Origin of the sequence: Stappia sediminis (genome assembly GCF_009826895.1) — a bacterium.
Taxonomy (GTDB): Bacteria; Pseudomonadota; Alphaproteobacteria; order Rhizobiales; family Stappiaceae; genus Hongsoonwoonella; species Hongsoonwoonella sediminis.
On sequence record NZ_WUMV01000007.1, the window covers coordinates 194,244 to 216,331 of the forward strand.

Annotated in this window: 20 protein-coding genes and 1 pseudogene; 6 read left to right on the forward strand and 15 right to left on the reverse strand. The window is 61.4% G+C overall.

Annotation, left to right across the window (positions count from 1 at the left end; genetic code table 11):
• Window positions 1-67: 67 nt before the first annotated feature.
• On the reverse strand, window positions 68-1,093 hold the full coding sequence (locus tag GR183_RS15235) for a DNA-binding response regulator (RefSeq protein ID WP_160776514.1): 1,026 nt from the start codon (window positions 1,091-1,093) through the stop codon (window positions 68-70).
• Window positions 1,094-1,273: 180 nt separating this feature from the next.
• Here GR183_RS15235 and GR183_RS15240 point away from each other — a divergent pair, with 180 nt between their 5' ends.
• Window positions 1,274-2,491, forward strand: a complete 1,218-nt coding sequence (locus tag GR183_RS15240; protein ID WP_160776515.1) for a TIGR03862 family flavoprotein — start codon at window positions 1,274-1,276, stop codon at window positions 2,489-2,491.
• A gap of 55 nt (window positions 2,492-2,546) precedes the next feature.
• Here GR183_RS15240 and GR183_RS15245 read toward each other — a convergent pair whose 3' ends face one another.
• Complete coding sequence (locus GR183_RS15245) at window positions 2,547-2,882, reverse strand: BA14K family protein (protein WP_208999868.1); 336 nt, start codon at window positions 2,880-2,882, stop codon at window positions 2,547-2,549.
• 420 nt (window positions 2,883-3,302) lie between these two features.
• On the opposite strand from GR183_RS15245, the gene GR183_RS15250 reads away from it, so the two are divergent.
• The 3 genes from GR183_RS15250 to GR183_RS15260 all read left to right on the forward strand — a co-directional run bounded on the left by GR183_RS15250 (window position 3,303) and on the right by GR183_RS15260 (window position 5,343).
• On the forward strand, window positions 3,303-3,515 hold the full coding sequence (locus GR183_RS15250) for a cold-shock protein (protein WP_160776517.1): 213 nt from the start codon (window positions 3,303-3,305) through the stop codon (window positions 3,513-3,515).
• Between the two features lie 235 nt (window positions 3,516-3,750).
• Complete coding sequence (locus GR183_RS15255) at window positions 3,751-4,794, forward strand: LacI family DNA-binding transcriptional regulator (RefSeq protein ID WP_160776518.1); 1,044 nt, start codon at window positions 3,751-3,753, stop codon at window positions 4,792-4,794.
• A gap of 93 nt (window positions 4,795-4,887) precedes the next feature.
• Window positions 4,888-5,343 (forward strand): Rrf2 family transcriptional regulator, encoded by a 456-nt coding sequence (locus GR183_RS15260; protein WP_160776519.1) that lies wholly within the window; start codon window positions 4,888-4,890, stop codon window positions 5,341-5,343.
• A gap of 83 nt (window positions 5,344-5,426) precedes the next feature.
• On the opposite strand, the gene GR183_RS15265 is transcribed toward GR183_RS15260, so the two are convergent.
• From GR183_RS15265 to kynU, 9 genes are all read right to left on the reverse strand, one after another.
• Window positions 5,427-5,852, reverse strand: coding sequence for a hypothetical protein (locus GR183_RS15265; protein ID WP_160776520.1), 426 nt, complete (start codon window positions 5,850-5,852; stop codon window positions 5,427-5,429).
• A gap of 211 nt (window positions 5,853-6,063) precedes the next feature.
• On the reverse strand, window positions 6,064-7,263 hold the full coding sequence (locus GR183_RS15270; RefSeq protein ID WP_160776521.1) for an ABC transporter substrate-binding protein: 1,200 nt from the start codon (window positions 7,261-7,263) through the stop codon (window positions 6,064-6,066).
• 435 nt (window positions 7,264-7,698) lie between these two features.
• On the reverse strand, window positions 7,699-8,649 hold the full coding sequence (locus GR183_RS15275; RefSeq protein WP_160776522.1) for a branched-chain amino acid ABC transporter permease: 951 nt from the start codon (window positions 8,647-8,649) through the stop codon (window positions 7,699-7,701).
• Window positions 8,650-8,659: 10 nt separating this feature from the next.
• A complete protein-coding gene (locus GR183_RS15280; protein ID WP_160776523.1) occupies window positions 8,660-9,532 on the reverse strand; it encodes a branched-chain amino acid ABC transporter permease in 873 nt (290 codons plus the stop codon).
• A gap of 12 nt (window positions 9,533-9,544) precedes the next feature.
• A complete protein-coding gene (locus tag GR183_RS15285) occupies window positions 9,545-10,252 on the reverse strand; it encodes an ABC transporter ATP-binding protein (RefSeq protein ID WP_160776524.1) in 708 nt (235 codons plus the stop codon).
• Complete coding sequence (locus GR183_RS15290) at window positions 10,249-11,019, reverse strand: ABC transporter ATP-binding protein (RefSeq protein ID WP_160776525.1); 771 nt, start codon at window positions 11,017-11,019, stop codon at window positions 10,249-10,251. The genes GR183_RS15285 and GR183_RS15290 overlap by 4 nt, the downstream gene beginning before the upstream one ends.
• A gap of 75 nt (window positions 11,020-11,094) precedes the next feature.
• On the reverse strand, window positions 11,095-11,724 hold the full coding sequence (gene kynB, locus GR183_RS15295; protein ID WP_160776526.1) for an arylformamidase: 630 nt from the start codon (window positions 11,722-11,724) through the stop codon (window positions 11,095-11,097).
• 13 nt (window positions 11,725-11,737) lie between these two features.
• The gene (gene kynA / locus GR183_RS15300; protein WP_160776743.1) at window positions 11,738-12,577 is read right to left on the reverse strand and encodes a tryptophan 2,3-dioxygenase; all 840 of its coding nucleotides are present in this window, start codon (window positions 12,575-12,577) and stop codon (window positions 11,738-11,740) included.
• 2 nt (window positions 12,578-12,579) lie between these two features.
• A complete protein-coding gene (kynU, locus tag GR183_RS15305) occupies window positions 12,580-13,815 on the reverse strand; it encodes a kynureninase (RefSeq protein WP_160776527.1) in 1,236 nt (411 codons plus the stop codon).
• Between the two features lie 113 nt (window positions 13,816-13,928).
• Here kynU and GR183_RS15310 point away from each other — a divergent pair, with 113 nt between their 5' ends.
• Entirely contained in the window at window positions 13,929-14,654 is a 726-nt protein-coding gene (locus GR183_RS15310; protein ID WP_160776528.1) for a GntR family transcriptional regulator, read from the forward strand.
• A 173-nt stretch (window positions 14,655-14,827) separates the two neighbouring features.
• Complete coding sequence (locus GR183_RS15315) at window positions 14,828-16,210, forward strand: L-serine ammonia-lyase (RefSeq protein ID WP_160776529.1); 1,383 nt, start codon at window positions 14,828-14,830, stop codon at window positions 16,208-16,210.
• Window positions 16,211-16,287: 77 nt separating this feature from the next.
• Here GR183_RS15315 and GR183_RS15320 read toward each other — a convergent pair whose 3' ends face one another.
• The 4 genes and pseudogenes from GR183_RS15320 to GR183_RS15335 form a co-directional block, all read right to left on the reverse strand.
• A complete protein-coding gene (locus GR183_RS15320; protein ID WP_160776530.1) occupies window positions 16,288-17,628 on the reverse strand; it encodes an NAD(P)H-dependent oxidoreductase in 1,341 nt (446 codons plus the stop codon).
• 36 nt (window positions 17,629-17,664) lie between these two features.
• Window positions 17,665-18,090 carry a universal stress protein gene (locus GR183_RS15325; protein ID WP_160776531.1) on the reverse strand — a complete coding sequence of 142 codons (426 nt, stop codon included), beginning with the start codon at window positions 18,088-18,090 and terminating at the stop codon, window positions 17,665-17,667.
• 13 nt (window positions 18,091-18,103) lie between these two features.
• The gene (locus GR183_RS15330) at window positions 18,104-20,881 is read right to left on the reverse strand and encodes a TRAP transporter permease (RefSeq protein ID WP_160776532.1); all 2,778 of its coding nucleotides are present in this window, start codon (window positions 20,879-20,881) and stop codon (window positions 18,104-18,106) included.
• 118 nt (window positions 20,882-20,999) lie between these two features.
• Window positions 21,000-21,953, reverse strand: a pseudogene (locus GR183_RS15335) (TAXI family TRAP transporter solute-binding subunit); the annotation flags it as partial.
• Window positions 21,954-22,088: the final 135 nt, after the last annotated feature.

Consider the following 22,088-nt stretch of genomic DNA (forward strand, 5'->3'; position numbering starts at 1 on the left):
GGCAGCGCGCCTTGTTCGTCTGGGCGTTGAGCCGGGAGTCTTCCTGGTTTCGCGCGTTAGGCGAAAATCAGGCGTCGGCGACTGCCCGGCGATCCCTCAACAGATGGTTTGGAAAGACGCTGTAAACAAGGCGCATGAGATCCGACTGCCTATTCGTGCGCGTTTTCTGGTAGATGCGTTTTAGATAGGTGCGCGCGGATTGCACCGACAATTCGCATGCTTCGGCCGCTTCCGCGACGCTGAGACCCAGGGCCAGATTGTAGACGAGCGAGGCTTCGCTGCGCGTAAGCTTCAGGACGTCGCCGATGACCGTCGCGCAAGGCGGGTCCACTTCGTCCGGATCTGTCGCGATGAGAACGACGTAGCCGCTTTCTTCCTGCCGCCGCAACGTGGCCGAAAGAGGAAACATGGCCTCCTTCCGCGCCAGGCCCATTTGCACTGCCTCGCCGGTCGTACGCACCTTTTCCACCAGAAGATCGAGGTCGAGCGGACGGCCGTCGTCGAGAAGCTTCAGGCTGCCGTTGGGTGCGGTACGGAAGTTCTGCCCCGATTGCAGCATACGTTGCGCCGTCGCATTCGTGTAAAGCGGCTCATCGCTATCCGCAAACACGAACATGGCTGCGGAAACGAGGTCGAATGCCTTGAACTCCGCAAAGGTGTCCATTGCCCTGCGCCGCCTTTCCCGGTCGGCAAGGGCGGCTTCGATGCCGCCCATCAGCTCTTCCGGCGTACAGGGCTTGGTGAAAAAGCGGAACACACCCGCCACGTTGATCGCCGCGGTCGCGACCTCAAGATCGCTGCTGCCTGTCAGCATGATGGCGGAGGCATCGAGCCCGCGCGCGCGCAGCGCGCTCAGAAGCTGGATCCCGTCCATTCCCGGCATGCGCATGTCGCAAACGACGACGTCGGGCTCGAGTTCGACCGCGGTATCGACGGCATCTTGCGGATCCGTCTCGAAACACAGGCTCCAGCGTTTTCCGGCCGACGACAATTGCCGCTGAAGCGCGTTCAGAATGCGTATCTCGTCATCTATGAACATGATTGTCGGGCGCATGGCGACCTCGTCCTTCCCCGCTTGGCCCTTCGGCAGCACCTGGTTATCCACCGCAACCAGTAGTCGTATGCCGGCTTAAAGGGGCTTAACGGTGCAAGAATAGTCCCGCCATGATTAGCGCTCTGTTAAGACGGGACGCCGATCCGCAAGGATGACAAACCGGGACGGCGCGGCTATAGCGCGCCCAAGACATGTACCTGGCAGCATCGGACCACCCGTATGGCAAGAAGCCAAAGGAAAATAGCAATAGTCGGCGCGGGGCCCGCAGGGATGATAGCGGCGGACCACCTGTCGTCCGGCGGCCATCCCGTGACGGTATATGAGCGCATGCCCTCTATCGCGCGCAAGTTCCTGATGGCCGGGCGCGGCGGGCTCAACCTCACCCACAGCGAGGATCTGCCGGGCTTCTTGTCGAAATATCGTGAGGCCCGCGGCTTCCTGGCACCGCTGATCGGCGACTTTGACCCTCATGCATTGCGAGACTGGTGCGAAGGGCTTGGCCAGAGCACTTTCGTCGGATCGAGCGGGCGCGTCTTTCCCGCCTCGCTCAAGGCTTCGCCCCTTGTACGCGCACTTGCACGAAGACTTGTCGCACAAGGCGTGGAAATCAGAACCCGCTGCGAGTGGAAAGGATTCGACCCGGCGGGCAACCTTCTGATCAAGGAACGCGACGGTGGAACAAGCGTGCAGCCGGCCGATGCGGTGCTGCTTGCGCTCGGCGGCGCGAGCTGGTCGCGCCTGGGCTCCACCGGCGGCTGGACGGGCACGCTTGGCGGCATGGGTGTGTCCGTCAAACCGTTTCAGCCCTCGAACTGCGGCTTCAGGATCGCCTGGAGCCCGCATTTCGCGGAGCGTTTTGCCGGTTCGCCGCTCAAGCGCATCCGCATCACAATCGGCGAAAAAGCGGTGATGGGCGAAGCGACGATCACCGCAAGCGGCATCGAGGGCGGCGCGGTCTATGCGCTTTCAGCCGAATTGCGGGAAGCGATCAACTCCGGCGGTCCGGCGAAGGTGGCCCTTGATCTTCGGCCCGACATGACGGATGACGCGCTGGCTGTGCGGCTTTCCCGACCACGCGGCAAGCAGTCGGCAAGCACGTTCTTGAAAAAAACCGCAAGGCTGCCTGCCGTCGTCATCGCGCTTTTGCGCGAGGCGGGCCCGCTGCCTTCCGATCCGCAGGAGCTTGCGCGCCTGATCAAGGCCCTTCCCCTGACATTCCAAGGAACGGAGCCCATCGACCGGGCGATCTCCAGTGCCGGCGGGATTTCGCTCGACGCGCTGGACGAGAACCTTATGCTGAAATCCCTGCCGGGTGTCTTTGCCGCGGGAGAAATGCTCGACTGGGAAGCGCCGACCGGCGGTTATTTGCTGCAGGCGACATTCGCCACCGGCATCGCCGCCGCCCGTGGCATCGAGCGCTGGCTTGCCGAGAAATGACGAAAACCCCCAGCGGACGCCGCTGGAGGTTTTTCGATGCGATTGAGATCGCCCGTTACTGGCAGAAGCGCGCCCTGCCCGGCCTGTAGAAGTAATATCCGGTTTCCGGGTTGAACGTGCGGTACTTCGACGAACAATACTCGTACCAGGCCGGCGTCCACGGTTCGGGCGGGCCGTAGTAGACGGGGCCAGGCTCGACATAGGCTGGAGGCGGCGCATAGCGCGGTGCGGCGAGAGCCGAACCGATGACGGCACCGGCGACAAAGCCGCCGGCGGCCGCCGCGCCCGGGCTCCAGTACCATTTCTTGGCCTGCGCTTCGCTTGCGCCCGTGGAAAGGGCGGCGACAGTGGTGATGGCTACTGCGAGGCCGGTTGCTGCGAATTTCTTCATCATGGCGTTTACCCTCTGTCTGGATTTCCCTGCGGTCTGTTCCGTATTCGTTGTCGATCGGGATGCGATTGATCCGTCCCTCGATTGAAGGAAGGTAGGCGCGGAAGCAAAATCGTGATGTGACAGCCATCACGCCCTTGCGGATTTCGGAATGGAAACGAATCGCGTCTGTAAAAGGGGCGTAGCGTCATTGCGCTGTTGCGGGCTGGCCGGGACAGGTTTAAAGTGCGCGCGTTCGGCGCGAGCCGGATTACGACGGGTTTGAGAATTCATTCCCCGGTTAAGACTGTGACGTTGGGCGCAAGGCCGTGGAGGCTGACCCGCCGGATTGAGCTGCCTTTCCCGCAACTGAATGAACTGACCGTCTCCACTTTCGCTTTCGGGCGACGACTTAAACTACCGCGGGACAGGAGTTTCCCCATGCGCCAGACTGGCACCCTCAAGTTCTTCAACCATGATCGCGGCTTCGGCTTCATCACGCCGGCTGACGGCGGCAAGGACATTTTCGTTCACATCACCGCTTTCGAGCGTTCCGGCGTAGCCGTTCCGGCGGAAGGCGCATCGCTTTCCTACATCGCCGAGGAAGATCGCCGCGGCCGTGGCCTTCAGGCAGCGCAGATCGAGCTCGCCTGACATCGGGCATTGCCTGATCGACAAACGTTGAAGAACGCCGCCGGCTTCCGGCGGCGTTTTGTTATGTGATTAATGCGAAAGTCATTTCCGGTATCGATTGATGCCAAAGTGGTGGTGATATCTTCACCCAAGGCGGCTATGATCGGATCTCGTTCCGGTTTTTGCGGATGAGAAGCCGAAGAAGCCGTGGACATCAATCTTCAGTTGGCGCGAAAGGATCGGTCACGGGCGATCCATGACGAAAACAACGATACATGACGTCGCCGCCCGGGCCGGCGTAAGCCTTGCCACGGTAGATCGTGTGCTGAACCGGCGCCCCGGCGTTCGCCCCCAGACGATCGCCAAGGTGGAGGCTGCGGCACAGGAGCTGAACTACCGGCCCGACCCCTACGCGGCGAACCTTGCCAAGAAGCGCAGCGACCGGTTCCTGTTCCTTTTGCCCGAAGGCCGAAACCCGTTCATGCAGCAACTTGCGCGCGAGGCGCTCGCAACCGCCGAACGGGTGTTGATGGACCGGGTGACGCTGTCCGTGCGCCATGTCGATACCTTCGACAAGGCGGCTCTCGCCTCCGCGCTGTCGCAGATAGACCCGGGCGAATACGAAGGTGTGGCCGTCGTCGCGCAGGATGCGCCGGTTATCCGCCGGGCGATAGACACCTTGCGCGAACGTGGCGTTCACGTCGTCACGCTCATTTCGGATGTAGCCGCCGCCGGGCGCGACCACTTCGTGGGCGTCGACAATGTCGCCGCCGGCCGGGTCGCTGGCAGGCTGATAGGCCGTTTCCTGCCGCAAGCACCGGGCAAGATCGCGCTGATATGCGGCACGCTGGCGCTGAGCGACCATGCCCAGCGCGTCGAAGGTTGCCGCGCCGTGCTGGAGGCGGACTACCCGCATCTGGAGGTGCTGCCGGTTCGCGAAGGCCGGGACGATGACATTCTGACTCGCGAAACGGCGACGGACCTCCTGAAGAACGAACCGGAACTGGTCGGTCTCTATAACGTCGGATCGGGCACGCGCGGCCTCATCGCGAGCCTTGAGGCCAACGCCGCACCAGGCAAACCCGTCACGATTGCCCACGAGTTGACCCCTCATTCGGCCCAGGCGCTGGAGGCCGGTACGCTGGATGCTCTCATCTGTCAGGACCCAGGCCACGAGATCCGCAGTGCTGCGCGCGTTTTGAAGGCGCTTGTCGACAATGCACCGCTCGTCAAGGGACAGGAACGCATTCGCATCGAAATCTATATCCGAGAAAACCTGCCGTTCGGATTTTCGGGGTGATCCCGCTTTCTCGAAAGGCCGGGCCGCAATTTCCTCAATGATTTGGATCTCATCCGCGTTGACGTAGCGCGCCATGCGCCGCATATCTATCCCATGCGACTTACCCAGCAGACCAATTACGCGGTGCGAACGCTCATGTACTGCGCGGCGAACCCGGGAAAACCGAGCAAGGTTCCCGAAATCGCCGCCAGTTTCGGCATGTCCGAAACGCATCTGTTCAAGATCATGAAAGTGCTGGTCGATGCGGATCTCGTGACCACAATTCGCGGGCGCAACGGCGGTATCGTGCTTTCGAAGCCCGCGGAGCGCATCACCGTCGGCGAAGTGGTGCGCGCGGCGGAAGAGAATTTCCAGCTTGCAGAATGCTTCAATTCGGGGCGCAGGGACTGTCCGTTGATCCCCTCTTGCGGCTTCAACGGCCTGCTGCACGAGGCGCTCGAAGCCTTCATGATGGTGCTCGACAGCCATACGATCGCCGAGCTTGCCGCCGACCAGTCCAACATCCGCGTTCTGCTGAAAATGGACGATCAGGTCGCCGCTACCGCATAACCTCAATTGTTTTCAGCGACTGGCAAGACCCACACGCGGGTGATACGAGCGTATGGGCTCCGCTTTACATCGAGAGCGATAAATTACAGTTTGGCGGTTTTTTCCGGATCCTGCTTCGATGCGAGGATTTCGATCATCTCGCCCTTCCGCGCGAGAATGGAATTCGGCCTCACCGTTTTCTTGTGCTGGCCGCTGTGAGTTTGCCCATCCACCGGAGATTTATAGCTGAAGGAGATGTAGGCGGTTTCGACCACATGAAATCCCTTGAATTCAGGATGTGTCGCAACAAGGGCCCGCAGGACGTCGCAGTCTCCTTCTCGCGTCGTCTCCTTGGTTTTGGTCAATATCCCTCTCTTGGTCCGCGTTCCATGGCAAAGCGTCTCCACCGAGACGACCCGCGCTTCGACGGGAAGATAGTTCGTTGCCTTGTCGAAGCGGTCGTAGACGTAGAAACCCGCCAGCAGCAACGCGAAAAAGCCGAACATGTAAACTCGAGTGCGCGCAATCATTTTCACCACCTCCTAACGTAAGGGATGGATATACAATCTAAAGTTTAATATCCATTTTACGGGAAGATTAAAAACTCTCTCGCATAAAGTGCATTTTCGTTTGCAAAATAGCGCAAGCAAAACGGGTTAAAAAGAAAAACGGCGGCCATAAGGACCGCCGTTCTACGTTCGGTATGGAGCGGAAGCATAACTCCCGCCCTTCCATGATTGCTTACTTCATCTCGGTATCGACGACGAAAGCCCCGTCCTGCACCTTGAAGAGCGCATATACGCCCGGAACATCGCCCAATTCGTCGAAGTCATGGTCGCCGGCGGCACCCTTGTAGTCGATGTCGGTGCCGGCCGCGATCAGCTCCTTCGCTTTCTTCCATTCGCCGGGCAGGATCACTTCGCCCTTGCCGTCGGAGACGGAACGCAGCGCTTCGGCCACCTTCGCCTTGTCGCCACCGGCCTTTTCGATGGCGAGCGCGGCCAGGAATGCGGCGTCATAAGACGTGGTCACGAAGATCGCGTCCGGATCGCCACCCACCTCCTTGAAGGCCTCGTTGAAGACGTCAAGCGCATCGGACTTCGCACCGACCGGCGAGGAAGCGGTGAACGTGGTCAGGTTTTCCGCGCCAAGTTCGGCGATCGGGGCATCGGACTTCATGCCGTCGCCGCCCACGAAGTTTTCAAAGAAACCGTTCTCGAGCGCCTGGCGCAGCATGGTGAGGCCGGCGCCGTCGCCATAATCGAAGATGACGAGCGTGTCGGCACCGCCGTTGGCGAGTTCGGCAAGGTCGGAGCGATAGGAGGCCTTGCCTTCCTCATGTGCGGCGAAGCCTGCGATATCGCCGCCCTTGTCCTCGAATTCGGCCTTGAAGGCTTCGGCGAGGCCCTTGCCGTAGTCGTTGTTGAGGTAGGCGACGGCGACCTTGTTGGTTCCACGCTCAAGCAGCGTGCGGGCGAGCGCGCGACCCTGAAAATCGTCCGACGGCACGGTGCGGAAGACGAGGTCCTTGTCGTCGAGCTTGCTGATTTCGGGCGAGGTCCCGGACGGCGTGATGATCACGACGCCAGCAGGAACGGCGACCGAATTGGCCGCTGCAAGCACGGCACCCGAGCAATGCGGGCCCACGATCGCTACAACGCCTTCGATGTTCACCGCCTTCGTGGCCGCGTCGGTCGCGTTTTGCGGGTTGCAGGCGCTGTCGCCGACGACCGGAATCAGCTTTTCACCCTTCAGGATGCCGCCCTGGTCGTTCACCTGCTGCACGGCAAGCTGTGCGGCGTCGATCATCGCTGGCGCCATAGCCGCGATCGGACCGGACACGCCGCCGAGCAGGCCGATCTTCACATCGGCATGGGCCGGAGCGGCCATTGCGGTTGCTCCAAGCAGGGCGCCGGCGAGCGCAAGACGAATATTTTTCATAGGTAACCTCCACCATTCGTAACGGCAGTTTTCCGCCGTCTTTTCTCCAGCCGGATGCTCCGGCCGTGACAGAGCGTTTCGTCCACCTTCCCCCTGAAAGCGGATCATGGCTCTTCGTGACGCGCAGTCTTTACCGGAAACGCCGGTTTCTCAACCCCTTACTTAAGGTCACGGTCTCATAAATAAGGCTGGAATGGCGCTCAAAACGGCAAAGAGATGCGAGGAGAAGCGCGCCGGGCGGGTCGGCCACCCGGTCAAGCGCTTCGACAAAGCAGGTCAAAGCCGTTTACGCGTCCTTTCAGGATATGGCGGATTTGCCCGGCAACATTGTTGCAAGCCTTTGAAAACCGGACGGTTTCCTGCAGGCTTGCGCCGCGTATCCGAACAAATCCGCGCATACCATTTCAACCTTATTTATGAGTCCGTGGCCTGCACTCATAAATCCTTTTTTCCGGAAACGCCGCGCTGCGGTTCCGGCAAAATGCCTTCCGGCCGGAACCGCAGCACGAGCTGCAGCATCAGGCCAATGAGAAAGATGCGGATATACTTCGCCTTGATCGCGATTTCCGGCGGAAACTGGTCGGTCAGGATCTCGGAGAAGGACCAGATCACCCAGACGACCGCGACCCCAAGGATCGCGCCGCGGTTATTCCCCGAGCCGCCGAGGATCAGCATGATCCAGACCAGGAACGTCGCCACCATCGGGTCGATCGCTTCCGGCGTGATCGCGCGGTTGAGATGCGCGAAAAGCGCGCCGCCCAACCCCATGAGCGCGGCACCGAAGATGAAGGCCTCCAGCCGGCGGAAGGGAACGTCCTTGCCCATGGCGCGCGCGGCAAGCTCATTGTCGCGGATCGCGCGCATCATTCGCCCCCAGGGCGCGGCAATCTGGCGTTCCACCAGCAGGTAGACGACGAGAAGAATGCCGCCCACGAGCGCGAGATAGGCAAGCTGCGACTGCACGTATGGAAGGTCGCCGAACGGGCGCGGGATGTTGGTAACGCCACGTGCGGAGTTCGTCAGCCAGTCCTCGGATTTCACGACAAGGCGGATGATCTCCGCCACGCCGATGGTGGCGATCGCAAGATAGTCGGAGCGGAACCTGAGACAGATCTTGCCGATCGGCCATGCAATTGCGGCCGCAAGCACCATGGCGCCGGCCCAACCAACCGGCACCGGCAGGTCGAACCCGCCGATGCGCCCCGCCGCCTCGGGCGTCGTCAGGATCGCCGAGGCATAGGCGCCGACGGCGAAGAAACCCGCGATGCCTGCATTGAAAAGGCCGGTGAAGCCCCACTGGATGTTGAGGCCAAGCGCAAGCAATCCGTAGATGCAGATGAAGATCGCCATGAAGACGGCGTAGTTGAGAAGTCCGATCCACTCCATCACCGCCCCCTTATAGTACCTTGCCGCGCAGCAGCCCTGTCGGGCGCAGAAGCAGCATGAGCAATAGAATGACGAATGCCATCGCGGCCTTGTATTCGCTTGGAATGAATATGACGGAGACCTCTTCCGCGACGCCGACTATCAGCCCGCCAAGCACCGCCCCCTCGATCCGCCCGACACCGCCGAGAATGGCTGCGGCGAACATCGGCAGAAGCATCTGCCAGCCCATCATGGATTTCAGCTCGGTGTTGAGGCCGAGGAAGAAGCCCGAAGCGGCGCAAAGTCCACCGACGATCAGCCATGTCAGGAACACGACCTTGCCGTTGTCGACACCGGAAAGAAGCGCAAGGTTCGGGTTGTCTGACATGGCGCGCATCGCCTTGCCCCATTTCGTCTTCATGAGGAAGAGCTGCAGCGCGAGCACAAGCCCGATCATGGTGAGGATCGTCACGATCTCGCGGTCCTTCAGGCGGATGCCCCACCAGTTTTCAGGCCGTGCGATACCGCGAATATAGGATTCGGCATCGACACCCCAGATCACCTGCACAAGGGAACGCACCATCAGCGCCACACCCAGAGAGGCCATCACCGTAACGATGCGCGGGCGCTCACGCAGATAATCGTAGAAAAGCTTGTCTATCCCGACGGCTGCAAAGGCCGTCACCACCATGGCGACCGGAAGGGCCGCATAGACCGGCAGACCGAGGAGCGTCACGGCGGCGAAGGCGACGAATGCGCCAAGCGTCGCAATATCGCCGTGGGCAAGATGCGCATAGCGCAGGATCGCGAAGACCAGCGTGATGCCGACAGCGCCGAGCGCATAGATCGAGCCGAGCACGAGGCCCGGAATAATGTAGAAATTCAGGAGTTCCAGAAATTCCATTGACCCTAGCCCTTATCCGCCAAGGAACATTTCAGCGACCTCGCGGTCGGCCAGCAGTTCCGCCCCCGTTCCCTCGTGGCGGTTGGCGCCCGAGGCCAGCACATAGCCGCGGTCGGAAAAGGCAAGCGCCTGCTTGGCGTGCTGTTCGACCAGAAGAAGCGCCACCCCGTCATCGCGCACATCACGGCAGATCTGGAAAATCTGCTCCATGTAGCGGGGCGAAAGGCCTGCCGTCGGCTCGTCGAGCAGCAGCACCTTGGGATCGAGCATCAGCGCCCGGCCCATAGCCACCATCTGCCGCTGGCCGCCGGAAAGGTTTCCCGCAAGCGTCTTTCGCCGCTCCTTCAGATCCGGAAACAGGCCGTAGACCCGGTCATAAGCCCTGGTCTGGTCGCCGGAGCGAAGGAACGCGCCCATCTCCAGGTTCTCGTGAACCGTCATCTCGCGGAAGATGTTGTCGACCTGCGGCACGTAGCACACGCCTGCCTGCACGATCAGGTTCGGCTTCAGCCCGGTGATGTCCTTACCGTCGATGGTGATCTTGCCGCCGCGAACATGCAGGAGGCCGAAGATCGCCTTCATCGCCGTCGACTTGCCCGCGCCGTTCGGTCCGACGATGGCGACGATTTCGCCAGGCGCGACGTTGAGCGACACGCCCTGGAGAATATCGGCATCGCCATAGCCGCCGCGCACTTCGCGCATATCGAGAAGCGGGCTCATGCGGCGTCTCCGACGGTTTCGCCGAGGTAGGCCTCGAGAACGCGCGGGTCGGAGCGCACGGTCTGGAAATCGCCTTCGATGAGTACCGTACCTTCCGCCATGCAGATCACGGGGTGGCAGAGCTTCTCGATCATTTCCATGTCGTGTTCGATGAGGATGAAGGTATAGCCGCGCTCCTTGTTGAGGATCGCGATCTTCTCCTCAAGTTTGCGCAGGAGCGTGCGGTTCACGCCCGCCGCCGGCTCGTCCAGAAGCACGAGCCTGGCGTCCGTCATCATGGTGCGGCCCAGTTCCAGCAGCTTCTTCTGACCGCCGGAAAGGTTGCCCGCCCTCTCGTCGGCGACATGGGTAAGTTCCAGGAACTCCAGCGTTTCCCAGGCGCGCCTTTCCGTTTCGCGTTCGTCGCCCGCGACCTTGCCCCAGGCGAACCAGTTGGCGAACAGGCTCTCGCCCGCCTGATGGCCTGGCACCATCATCAGGTTTTCAAGCACCGTCAGGCGGTGAAATTCGTGCGGGATCTGGAAGGTGCGCACCAGCCCCTTGTGAAAGCGCTTGTCGGCGGAGAGATGGGTGATGTCCTCGCCCATATAGCGAATGCGCCCGGACGTGGGCTCGATCGCGCCGGCGATCAGGTTGAAGAGTGTCGTCTTGCCGGCGCCATTCGGACCTATCAGGCCGGTGATGTGTCCTTCTTCCGCGGTCAGCGTACACCGGTCGACGGCGCGAAAGCCACCGTACTCCATGACGAGATTTTCAACTTCCAGCATATGGACGTTCGCCTCCAGCCCCTCGCCTCAAACGGCATTCTTGCCGCTCTTGTTCTTGAAATATGTGTCTCAGGGTCAGTCAAATCTTCGCAGCACGGCCCTGACCGGTGCCGCGTCCAGCCCTTGTAACTTCAAAGGCAGCGCGATCAACTCAAAATCCCCTGTTTCCGTAAGGTTTAGCCTGAGATTTTCCAGAATACGCATGTCGTGGCGCAAAAATGCCATATGCGCCGGAAGGTCTTTCGAAGTCGCCGGATCGACGGAAGGTACATCGACACCGACGAGCTTCACACCTTTTCCATGAAGAAGATCAACCGTTTCAGGTGCGAGCGCACGAAAATCGTCGCGCCACTCCATGTAGTCGACTTGCGTCTCAAGCCGAAGCAGGACGCGTTGCGGAACATCCGCAAGGAATTTTTCGACGTCTTCCGGCCGGCAGAGCGGGCCTTGGCCCCGCGCATCGATGACACGGGCCGGGCCGATGAAATCCTCAAGCGCAAGCGCATCGATCGAAGCGCCTCCGGCATCGTAATGCAGCGGGGCGTCCGCATGTGCGCCGCAATGTGCGGACATGGAAAATTCTGCGACATTGACCGGACATTCGGGCCCTATTCCGAAGGTATTCTTCGTGCGGTATTCCGCATCGCCCGGGAAAATGGCCATGCCGGCCCGAACGGACGGCGTAATATCGATGATGCGTGCCAAGGCGGCGGTCTCCTCAAAGATCGGCGCGGATCGACCAGAGTTCGGGAAAAAGCACGACCTCCAGCATCCGCCGCAGATAGGCCACTCCCGACGTCCCGCCCGTGCCGCGTTTGAAGCCGATCACCCGCTCGACGGTGGTTACGTGGTTGAACCGCCAGCGGCGGAAGTAATCCTCGAAATCGACAAGCTTTTCGGCAAGCTCGTAAAGCGGCCAGTGTTTGCGCGGGTCTCGATAGACCTCGAGCCACGCTTCGCGAACGCTTTCGTTCTCCTCGTGCGGAGTCGACGGGCCGCGCTCAAGCATGGCCTTGTCGATGGCAAATCCCTCGCGCGCGAGCAGCCGGATCGCCTCGTCATAGAGGCTGGTCTCATGCAGCAGCCCGTCGAGCCACGCATGCACTTCGGGGATATGCGCATGCGGGCGCAGCATGGCGGCGTTCTTGTTGCCAGCCAGATATTCGATCGCGCGATACTGGTAGGACTGGAAGCCGGAGGACTGGCCAAGCTGGTCGCGAAACTCTTCGTATTCCGAGGGCGTCATGGTGCGCAGCACCTGCCATGCGGAATTGAGCTGCTCGAAGATTCGCGCAACGCGCGTCAGCATCTTGAAGGCGGGCGAAAGATCACCTGCCGCAATCTTGCCCTTGGCCGCGACAAGCTCGTGGATGGCAAGCTTCATCCAGAGCTCCGACGTCTGATGCTGGATGATGAACAGCATTTCGTCATGGGCGGACGAGATCGGCGACTGGGCGCTCAACACCTTGTCGAGGGCAAGGTAGTCGCCATAGGACATCCGCCCGTCGAATTCCATCTGGGCGCCGTCGTCCGCCGGATCGTAAGGCGTGCCGGGCATCGTCATGTCACTTTCGCCTTCTTCTTGAACTCCTCCCGGTCCCAGGCGCGCGTTGCCACGATTTCCTCGAGGGTTTCCGCCGCCTTGAGGACGTCCATATGGGATAGATAGAGCGGCGTGAACCCGAAGCGCACGATATCGGGCGCGCGGAAATCGCCGATCACGCCACGGGCGATCAGCGCCTGCATCAGCGGGTAGCCGTAGTCGCAGCGGAACGAGACTTGCGACCCACGCGCTTGCGCATCCCGCGGGGATGCAAGCACAAGATCGGGGCAGCGCGCCTCGACCTCGGCGATGAATAGTTCGCAAAGGCTGACGGACTTTTCCCGAAGCGTGTTCATATTGACGTCCGCAAAGACATCAAGCGCCGTATCGAGGGCGGAAAGCGAAAGCACCGGCGGCGTGCCGACCCTCATGCGGTCGACGCCCTTCGCCGGGCGGTAGTCGAGATCGAAGGCGAAAGGTGCCTCGTGCCCCATCCAACCGGTTAGTGGAGGTGTAATCGTTTCCTGGTGTTTCGGCGCCACGTAGAGGAACGCCGGCGCGCCCGGACCGCCGTTCAGGTATTTGTAGCCGCAACCGACCGCGAAATCCGCATTCGCGCCCGCGAGGTCGACGGAAAACGCGCCCGCCGAATGCGCGAGATCCCAGAGGGCGAGCGCCCCTGCCTCATGCGCGCGCTTGGTGATCGCCCGCATGTCATGCCGGCGGCCGGTCTTGTAGTCCACCTGGGTGATCATGGTCACCGCGATGGTTTCGTCTATCGCGCCTTCGACGTCTTCCGGCGCCACGATCTTCAGTTTATGGCCGGCTTCCAGCAAAGCCGAGAGCCCCTGCGCCATGTAAAGGTCGGTCGGGAAGTTTCCGCTGTCGGAGAGGATGACCTTTCGGCCCGGCCTTAGTTTAAGCGCGCTCGCCAGCACCTTGAAGAGGTTGATGCAGGTGGAATCGGTTGCCACCACCGTACCTGGGGCCGCGCCGATCAGCCGGGCGATCTTGTCGCCGACGCGCGCCGGCAGATCGATCCAGTCGTGGTCGTTCCAGCCACGGATCAGGCTTTCGCCCCATTCGCGCGAGACCACGTCCGCCATGCGGGCGGGAACGGCGCGCGGAAGCACGCCCAGCGAATTGCCGTCGAGATAGATCACGCCACCGGGGATGTCGAACTCGTCGCGCTTATGCGCCAGCGGATCGTTGCGGTCGAGCCGCTCGATCTCCGTCCGCGTCAGTCGCGCCATCGCAAATATCCTCCCGCTCACGCTCAACGCGACGTGAACCTAACAGCGATCGAAGGGCTGGACAAGAATTATATATAATCTATCTTGTCATATATATTCCAACGTGAGCCGCCATGTCCAAATCGGAAGATGCCTTTACCGCCTTGCGAAGCGATATCCTCGACGCGGTCCTTCCGCCGGACGAACCGCTTGTCATCGCAAGCCTGAGAGAACGTTACGGATATGGCTGGACGCCGTTGCGCGAAGCGCTTCCGCGTCTGGAGGCGGAAAATCTCGTCGTCTTCCAGCAAAACAGGGGCTATCGCGTTGCGCCCGTATCCGCGAAGTCGCTGCGCGATCTCCAGGCCGCGCGCCTTGCGGTGGAAAGCGCGCTTCTTCAATCCTCCATCGAAAAGGGGGACGGCGACTGGGAGGGCAGGATCGTCGCCGCCCATCATCTTCTCGCCAAGGCGCCCTCGCCCGCTCCGGGCATGAAGGAGGAAGGTGTGAGACACTGGGAAGAACGGCATGACGCCTTTCACGATGCGCTTCTCGGTGCCGGCGGCTCGGACTGGCTGATGCGCTTCCAGCGCCAGACTGCGGATCAGCTTCACCGTCATCATCGCTTCATGGTGCACGGCCCCAATTCGCGCGGCATCCTCGATACCGTCGACCGGAATGCCTTCGAGGAAGTGCTTCAGAAAACGCTGGGGCTTGACCACCACACGATGCTGATGGAGGCCGTGCTCTCTCGCAACGTTCGGCTGTCACTTGCGCTGTTGAAGGAGCACATCGGTTTCTCGCTTGCCGTCTACGAGACGCTCTGGCCGGAAAACGACGCGATTGATCATACGGATTGAGGCCTTTCGGCGAGCGAACGCGACATGGATTTTCAGATTTCCGTCATCGGCGGGACGAACGGATGACGAAGGCGTAAACTCAAGGCATAGTCCGCGCGTCCGGTGATATGTCACCGCATCATGATGCCAGGTTTCTGGCGGAGGCCTTGAATTCGGGAGGCCGGGAGGACGCCTTGTTCATAAGCGTGTTCGACATTTTCAAGATCGGCATCGGGCCGTCGTCGTCCCACACAATGGGGCCGATGGTGGCTGCCGCACGTTTCCTGGCCAGCCTGAAGGAGATGCATGCCGAGCCGGAGCGGATCACCGTCTCTCTGCACGGCTCGCTCGCATTCACCGGCAAGGGTCATGCGACGGATCGCGCCGTTCTCCTCGGGCTTCTTGGGCACGAGCCCGCCACCATCGATCCTGACCGGGCCGAACGCGACTATGAGACGCTGAAGGAGACGAAGCGTCTCGCGATCCCGGGCCTTGCAACGCTTTCCTTTGATCCGGAATCCGATCTTCAGTTCGATTACGGCCCTCCGCTGGAGGGCCATTCCAACGGAATGGTCTGCCGCGCCTATGACGGAGAGAACCGGCCGATCCTCGAAGAAACCTATTTCTCCGTCGGCGGCGGCTTCGTCCTGACCGCCGGAGAGCTTGCCGCGCTTGCCGAAGGCGAGCCGGTACGCGAGGAGATACCCGTTCCCTACCCCTTCAAGACGGCGAAGCAGATGCTTTCGATGGGAAAGGAACACGGCCTGACAGTTGCGCAGATGAAGCGGGAAAACGAGCTTCTGCGTCATCCCGATATCGACCTTGACGAGGCGGTCGACGGGATCTGGAATGCCATGAATTCCTGCATCCAGCGCGGGCTGTCGCAGGAAGGCCAGTTGCCGGGCGGGCTGAAGGTTAAGCGCCGGGCGCGCCAGATTCACGAGAAGCTTATCTCCGAGCAAGGCAAGAACCGTCCGTTCGATCATAAGGTGATGGACTGGCTCGCCGTCTACGCCATGGCCGTCAACGAGGAGAACGCCGCCGGCGGGCGGATCGTCACGGCCCCCACGAACGGGGCGGCGGGCGTCATCCCCTCGGTCGTTCGTTACTATATCGACCATTGCCCGGATTGCAGCCGGGCGGGCATCCGCACCTTCCTTCTCGTCGCCGCCGCGATCGGCGGCCTCATCAAGACGAATGCCTCGATCTCCGGCGCCGAAGTCGGTTGCCAGGGTGAGGTCGGCTCGGCGTCCGCCATGGCCGCGGCCGGGCTTTGCGCGGCCCTTGGCGGCACAAATGAGCAGGTGGAAAACGCCGCCGAGATCGCTCTTGAACACCATCTCGGCATGACCTGCGATCCCGTCGGCGGCCTCGTCCAGGTGCCCTGTATCGAGCGAAACGCGCTTGGCGCCGTGAAGGCCGTAACCGCCGCCTCCCTTGCTCTGAGGGGCGACGGCACCCATTTCGTGCCGCTCGACAGCTGCATCGAGACCATGCGCCAGACCGGCATCGACATGACGGATAAATACAAGGAAACCTCGCAAGGCGGCCTTGCCGTCAATGTTGTGGAGTGTTGAAACGCCAGCCGGAACGATAGTTGTTCGCGCGACCTGAGACCTTCGGTTTCCTGAGAATTCGACCGGGATTAGCTGCTTCAGCCGGAGAATTCGGCTTCCATCTCGCGGCGGACCTTTACCGCATGATCGTCGCCGTCGAACTCGACGTCCGACCATTTCAAGATCTCACCTTCCGCGATATCCGCTTTGAGCCTTACACCGCTCGCAAGTCCCAGGGGAAGGGCCGCCATGGCAAGCGAGGTTTCCGCCGGCTGCTGCTTGCCCCACACGCAGAAGCCGCCCTCGCCGTCGAGCACTTCGCCCGCCTTGAGGGGCCGCTTGGCGGTGGCAACGACATCGGAAACGAAGCCTTTGGGCGCTCCCGTCGGCTCGCCGCGCAGGGCTGCGGAGGCCACCGAAATACCGAGTTCCAGACCGATCATATGCGTCGGGCGATAAAGTGCGGCGAACCGCCCGCTGTCGTCCTCCAGCATGTGATATTCGGTAAAGCAGCGGCGGGTGTATTCCGTCTCGCCCTCGATCACCACATAGGTGCCCATGGCCAGGTGATGCGGTACGTCCCCGCCATCTCGGGTGAGCGAGGAGACCACTTCGGTCGTGCCTGAAAAGGCAAGCGTTCCACCGTTCTCCTTCGGCTTGCATACGGTCGAAAGTTCGAACCGGCTCGCAGGCGGGAACGCAAGGCCGTCAGGCTGCGGCTTCAGCCCCGTCGCATTGCAGACCGCGCTCATCTCGATGCCGGATTTGGTACCGTCCAGAAACGAGTTGAACATCTGCAGGTTGAGGCCGGACTTGTCCTTGAAGGTCAGATACTTGCAAAGCTCGTCCCACACGGTGTCCGGCGTGAGGCCATGAAACTGAGGCAGGTAGCGCGTGCCTTTGCCTGCGCAAACCACCTTGAAGCCGCAGGCCCGCGCCCAGTCGACATGCTCGCAGATAAGCGCCGGCTGGTCGCCCCAGGCCAGCGAATAGACGACGCCCGCCCTGTCGGCCCTGCGCTTCAAAAGCGGGCCGGCAAGCACGTCCGCCTCCACGTTGACCATGACGATATGCTTGCCCGCCTCGATTGCCGCAAGGCAATGGCGGATGCCGACGGTAGGGTGCCCCGTCGCTTCGATCACCACATCGACCGGACCGGCGGAAATCGCCATTTGCGCGTCGTCGGTAACGAGCGTGGTGCCGTTCTTTACCGCCTCTTCGAGCGAGACCGCGCCATATTGCGCCTGCGGCCAGCCCGTAGCCTCCAGGGACGCTCGCGCCTTTGAAACATCGAGGTCCACGACGGCGGCGATCTGGACGCCCTTCGTCAGCCGCGCCCGGGCAAGGTACATGGAACCGAATTTGCCAGCGCCGATCAGCACGACGCATATCGGCCTGTCCGCCTCGGCCCGCGCGGCAAGCATGGACGACAGGTTCACGTATTCTTCCCCTTGGCCCAGGTGCGAATGCCCTTTTCAGTCACGCACTATAAGCACGGATTTATCGGTATGGCGCGTCACATGTTCGGCAGTCGGACCTATCAGATAATCGGTCATCTCCGGCCTGTGCGATGCCATGACGATGAGATCGCAACCGTTTTCGTCCGCGCATTCCATGATCGCCCGGAAAACCCGCCCCACGGCGACATGCTCATGCACCGTGATGCCGGAGATCTTGTCCTTGACGAAATCGTTCAGCGTGTCGGCCGCCTTGCGCACGGCCTTTTCCTCGAAATCGCTCGGGAAGTACTGGGAAACCATCGACGATCGTATGTCCTGAACCACGGTAATGACGTGCAATTCGGCTCCGAATGTTTCCGTGATCTTCAATGCAACCGGCAGAGCCTTCTTCCAGGAACTTTCGTGGTCGAGATCGACCGGCAAGAGTACGGCCTTGTACATTTCGCCTTCCCCCTCATGCGGCCTGTTGTTCGGACTTTGCGGGCTCGGTACCATCTTCCGCCCGCCGCCTCTGCAGCCAGGCGACCGCGCCGAGCAGCAGGAGCGCCGGCAGGTACATCCAGTATTTCGACGGCGTTTCGACCGGCGAAAGAACGCGGATGATCTCCTGATCCCAGTCGAGGCCGACCTCGGCGGCAGGAGAATCGAATGCAACGTCGTCGATGATCGTCTTGCCGTCGCGATCGACAAGCGTCAGTCCCGCTGCCTCCAGGCGTTCGGCGCCCGTCGCCGCTTCCGGAAGATCGAGGAGAACCACCCATTCGCGCTTTTCGCCCACGGCATCGGTGCCGGAAATGCGAAGCCTGAGCGGCTCGCCGGCAGGCACGCTCCCTGCCGCGTCGGCGATCTGGGCCGGCGGCGTTTCGGCATAGGGCGGATAGACCATGTCCATCCAGAAGCCCGGCCTGAAGAACGTGAAGGCGAGGATGAGGAGCACCAGCGATTCCCAGATCCTGTTTTTCGTCAGGAACCAGCCTTGCGTCGCCGCCGAGAAGAGCAGCATCGCCACCGTCGCCACGATGAAGATGAAAATGCCGTGGATCCAATCGACGTCCATCAGGAGAAGGTCGGTGTTGAAGATGAACAGGAACGGCAGCGCGGCCGTCCTCAGCGAATAGAAGAAGGCCACGACGCCGGTGCGGATCGGATCTCCTCCCGAAACGGCGGCCGCAGCGAAGGATGCAAGCCCGACCGGAGGCGTCACATCCGCCATGATGCCGAAGTAGAAGACGAAGAGATGCACTGCGATCAGCGGCACGATCAATCCGTTCTCCTGGCCAAGCGTCACGATCACCGGAGCAAGCAGCGCCGAGACGACGATGTAGTTCGCCGTCGTCGGCAGGCCCATGCCGAGGATGAGCGACAGGATCGCGGTCAGGAACAGGATCGCCAGCAGATTGCCGCCCGAAAGCACCTCGACGACATCGGCAAGCGCCGAACCGACACCCGTCTGGGAAACCGCGCCGACGATGATGCCGGCGGTCGCCGTCGCGATGCCGATGCCGATCATGTTGCGCGCACCTGCGATCAAGCCGTCGATAAGTTCGCGGATCCCGCGCGTGAATTCGGCGCCCATTTCGCCCTCTTTGCGGAAGATCGCGAAAAGCGGGCGCTGCGTGACGAGAATGAACATCATGAAAGCCGTCGCCCAGAAGGCAGAAAGCCCCGGCGACAGTCGGTCGACCATCAGCGCCCAGATCAGCACGATCACCGGCAGGATGAAGTGCAGGCCGGATTTGATGGTCGGTCCGGGCAGGGGAAGATGCGTCACCGGCTCGTTCGGATCGTCCATCTTCGGTTCGGGATAGCGCGAGCCGAAGGCCACGAGCCCTACGTAAACCGCCGTCAGCAGGGCGAATACGATATAGGGTGCGGAACCGCCGAAAGCGGGCCGGATCCAGCCCATCCCGTAATAGACGATCATGGAAAGCACGCAAACGACGAGAACGCCGAAGACGAAGCCTACGATGCGGCGCATCCAAGGGCCGGGCTCGTAGGAGCGCGGCAGCCCCTCCATGCCCGCCTTGCAGGCTTCCAGATGGACGATATAGACGAGCGCGATGTAGGAGATCACCGCCGGCAGGAAGGCGTGTTTCACCACGTCGAAATAGGGAATGCCCACGTATTCGACCATGAGGAAGGCGGCGGCGCCCATCACCGGCGGCATGATTTGGCCGTTGACCGATGACGCGACTTCCACCGCACCCGCCTTTTCGGCGCTGAAGCCTACTTTCTTCATGAGCGGAATGGTGAAGGTGCCCGTCGTCACCACGTTGGCGATCGAAGAGCCGGAGATCAGGCCCGTCATGGCCGAGGATACGACAGCCGCTTTCGCCGGTCCGCCGCGCAGGTGCCCCATCAGCGAGAAGGCAACCTGGATGAAATAGTTGCCTGCCCCCGCCTTGTCGAGCAGCGCCCCGAAAAGCACGAACAGGAAGACGAAGGACGTGGACACGCCGAGCGCGATGCCGAAGACGCCTTCGGTCGTCAGCCAATGGTGGTTGATGATCTCGCGCAGGTTGTTGCCCTTGTGCGCGATAATTTCCGGCATGTAGGGGCCGAGCACCGTGTAGACTAGGAAGAAGCCTGCGACCAGCACGAGCGCGGGGCCGAGCGTGCGGCGCGTCGCCTCCAGAAGCAGGAGAAGGCCCGCGATACCCGCGACGTAATCCTGGAAGATCGGCTGCCCGACACGGTCGGCAAGCTCCGTGTAGTAGATGAAGAGATAGGCCGAACAATAGCCTCCGGCGACGGCCAGCAGCCATTCCTGGATCGAAACCTTGTCGTTTTGCGCGGGCAACAGCACGGCAATGGCGATCAGCCCCGCGATCAGCAAGATTACCCAGGTTGGAAAGGCGATTTCGTCAGCCGAGATCGCAAAGAGAATGCCGATGAACACCGGCACGAACACGCCGAGGCCGAGCTGGAATTTCGTACGTGCGGCCGGAAACGCCAGGAAGGCGAGCACCACGGCGAAAGCGAGATGGATGGAGCGCGCCTCGGTGTCGTTGAAAATGCCGAAGCCGACCGTGAACGGAATTGGCGAAGCGAACCAGAGCTGGAACAGCGACCATAAAAGGGCGATGCCGGCGATAAGCCTGCCGACGAACCCGCCGGCGGAACGAGAACCGGTGTCGCTGGCCGCGACCATCTCGTCGATTTCGGCCTGGCTCAAGCCGCTTGTATCCCGGTCAGGTGAAATCCGGTCTTGCGCTTGTTCCCTTTCGCTCATCGACCTGCCCCCTCCTGCGTCGCCCGTTTGGCCGGGCCTGGCAATCTTTAAGAGAATTCAAGGGTTCACGACGCCCCGGCCACGATGGCCGGGGCGGGGGTGGAGGGGAAGGTGAGGGCCAGCCGCCTTCCTTTTTGTAGCGCTCCCCCCCCGGGTGAAGCGGGGGGGGAAGCCCGCCCGTAATCATCTCTTCCTCTGTCAGGTTCTCGAAGGCCGGATGCAGCTTCTTGAAGCGGTCGAAATTGTCGAAAACCGCCTTCACGACCTGGTAGATCACCTCTTCGGGGACATCTTCGGAGGAGACGAAGGTCGCCTTCACGCCGAAGGTTTCGACATCCTCGTCCGTACCCTTGTACATGCCGCCCGGAATTGTCGCCTTGGCGTAATAGGGGTTCTCCGAGACGAGCTTGTCGACTTCCGGACCCGTCACCGGGATAAGTTTGGCATCCGTCGTCGTTGTGGCTTCCTGGATCGAGCCCGCCGGATGGCCGACGGTGTAGATCATCGCGTCGATCTTGTTGTCGGCAAGGGCGCTTGCCTGTTCGGCGGCCTTCAGCTCCGAAGCGAGGGCGAAGTCGTCGAGAGTCCAGCCTTTTGCGTTCATCAGCACTTCCATGGTGCCGCGCTGGCCGGAACCCGGGTTGCCGATGTTGACCCGCTTGCCCTTCAGGTCGTCGAAGGTCTCGATGCCGGAATCGGCGCGCGCGACGACGGTGAACGGCTCGCCATGAACGGAAAACACCGCGCGCAGCTTGTCGAACTTGTCGCCTTCGAATTTCGAAGTGCCGTTATAGGCGTGATATTGCCAGTCGGACTGGGCGACGCCCATCTGGCGGTCGCCATTCTTGATTGCGTTGATGTTGTCGATCGAGCCCCCGGTCGAAGGCGCGGTGCACTTGATGTTGTGCTCCGCCGAGCCGCGGTTCACGAGCTTGCAGATCGACTGGCCGACGACGTAGTAGACGCCCGTCTGGCCGCCAGTGCCGATCGTGATGAAAGTTTCCTGTGCCATGGCCGACTGTGTGCCAAGGGCGACCACGGCTCCGGCAAGAATACGCGTCAGTGTGTTCATCACCGACCTCCCTTTTATCGTTGCAAACAGGCTTCAGCTTAGGGCCAAGACGCAAGTTACGCAACGAAATGAGATTTTCGAAAAGACTGGCAATGGCAAAACCCTACGGAATATAACCGCCATCGGCTTGCAGCT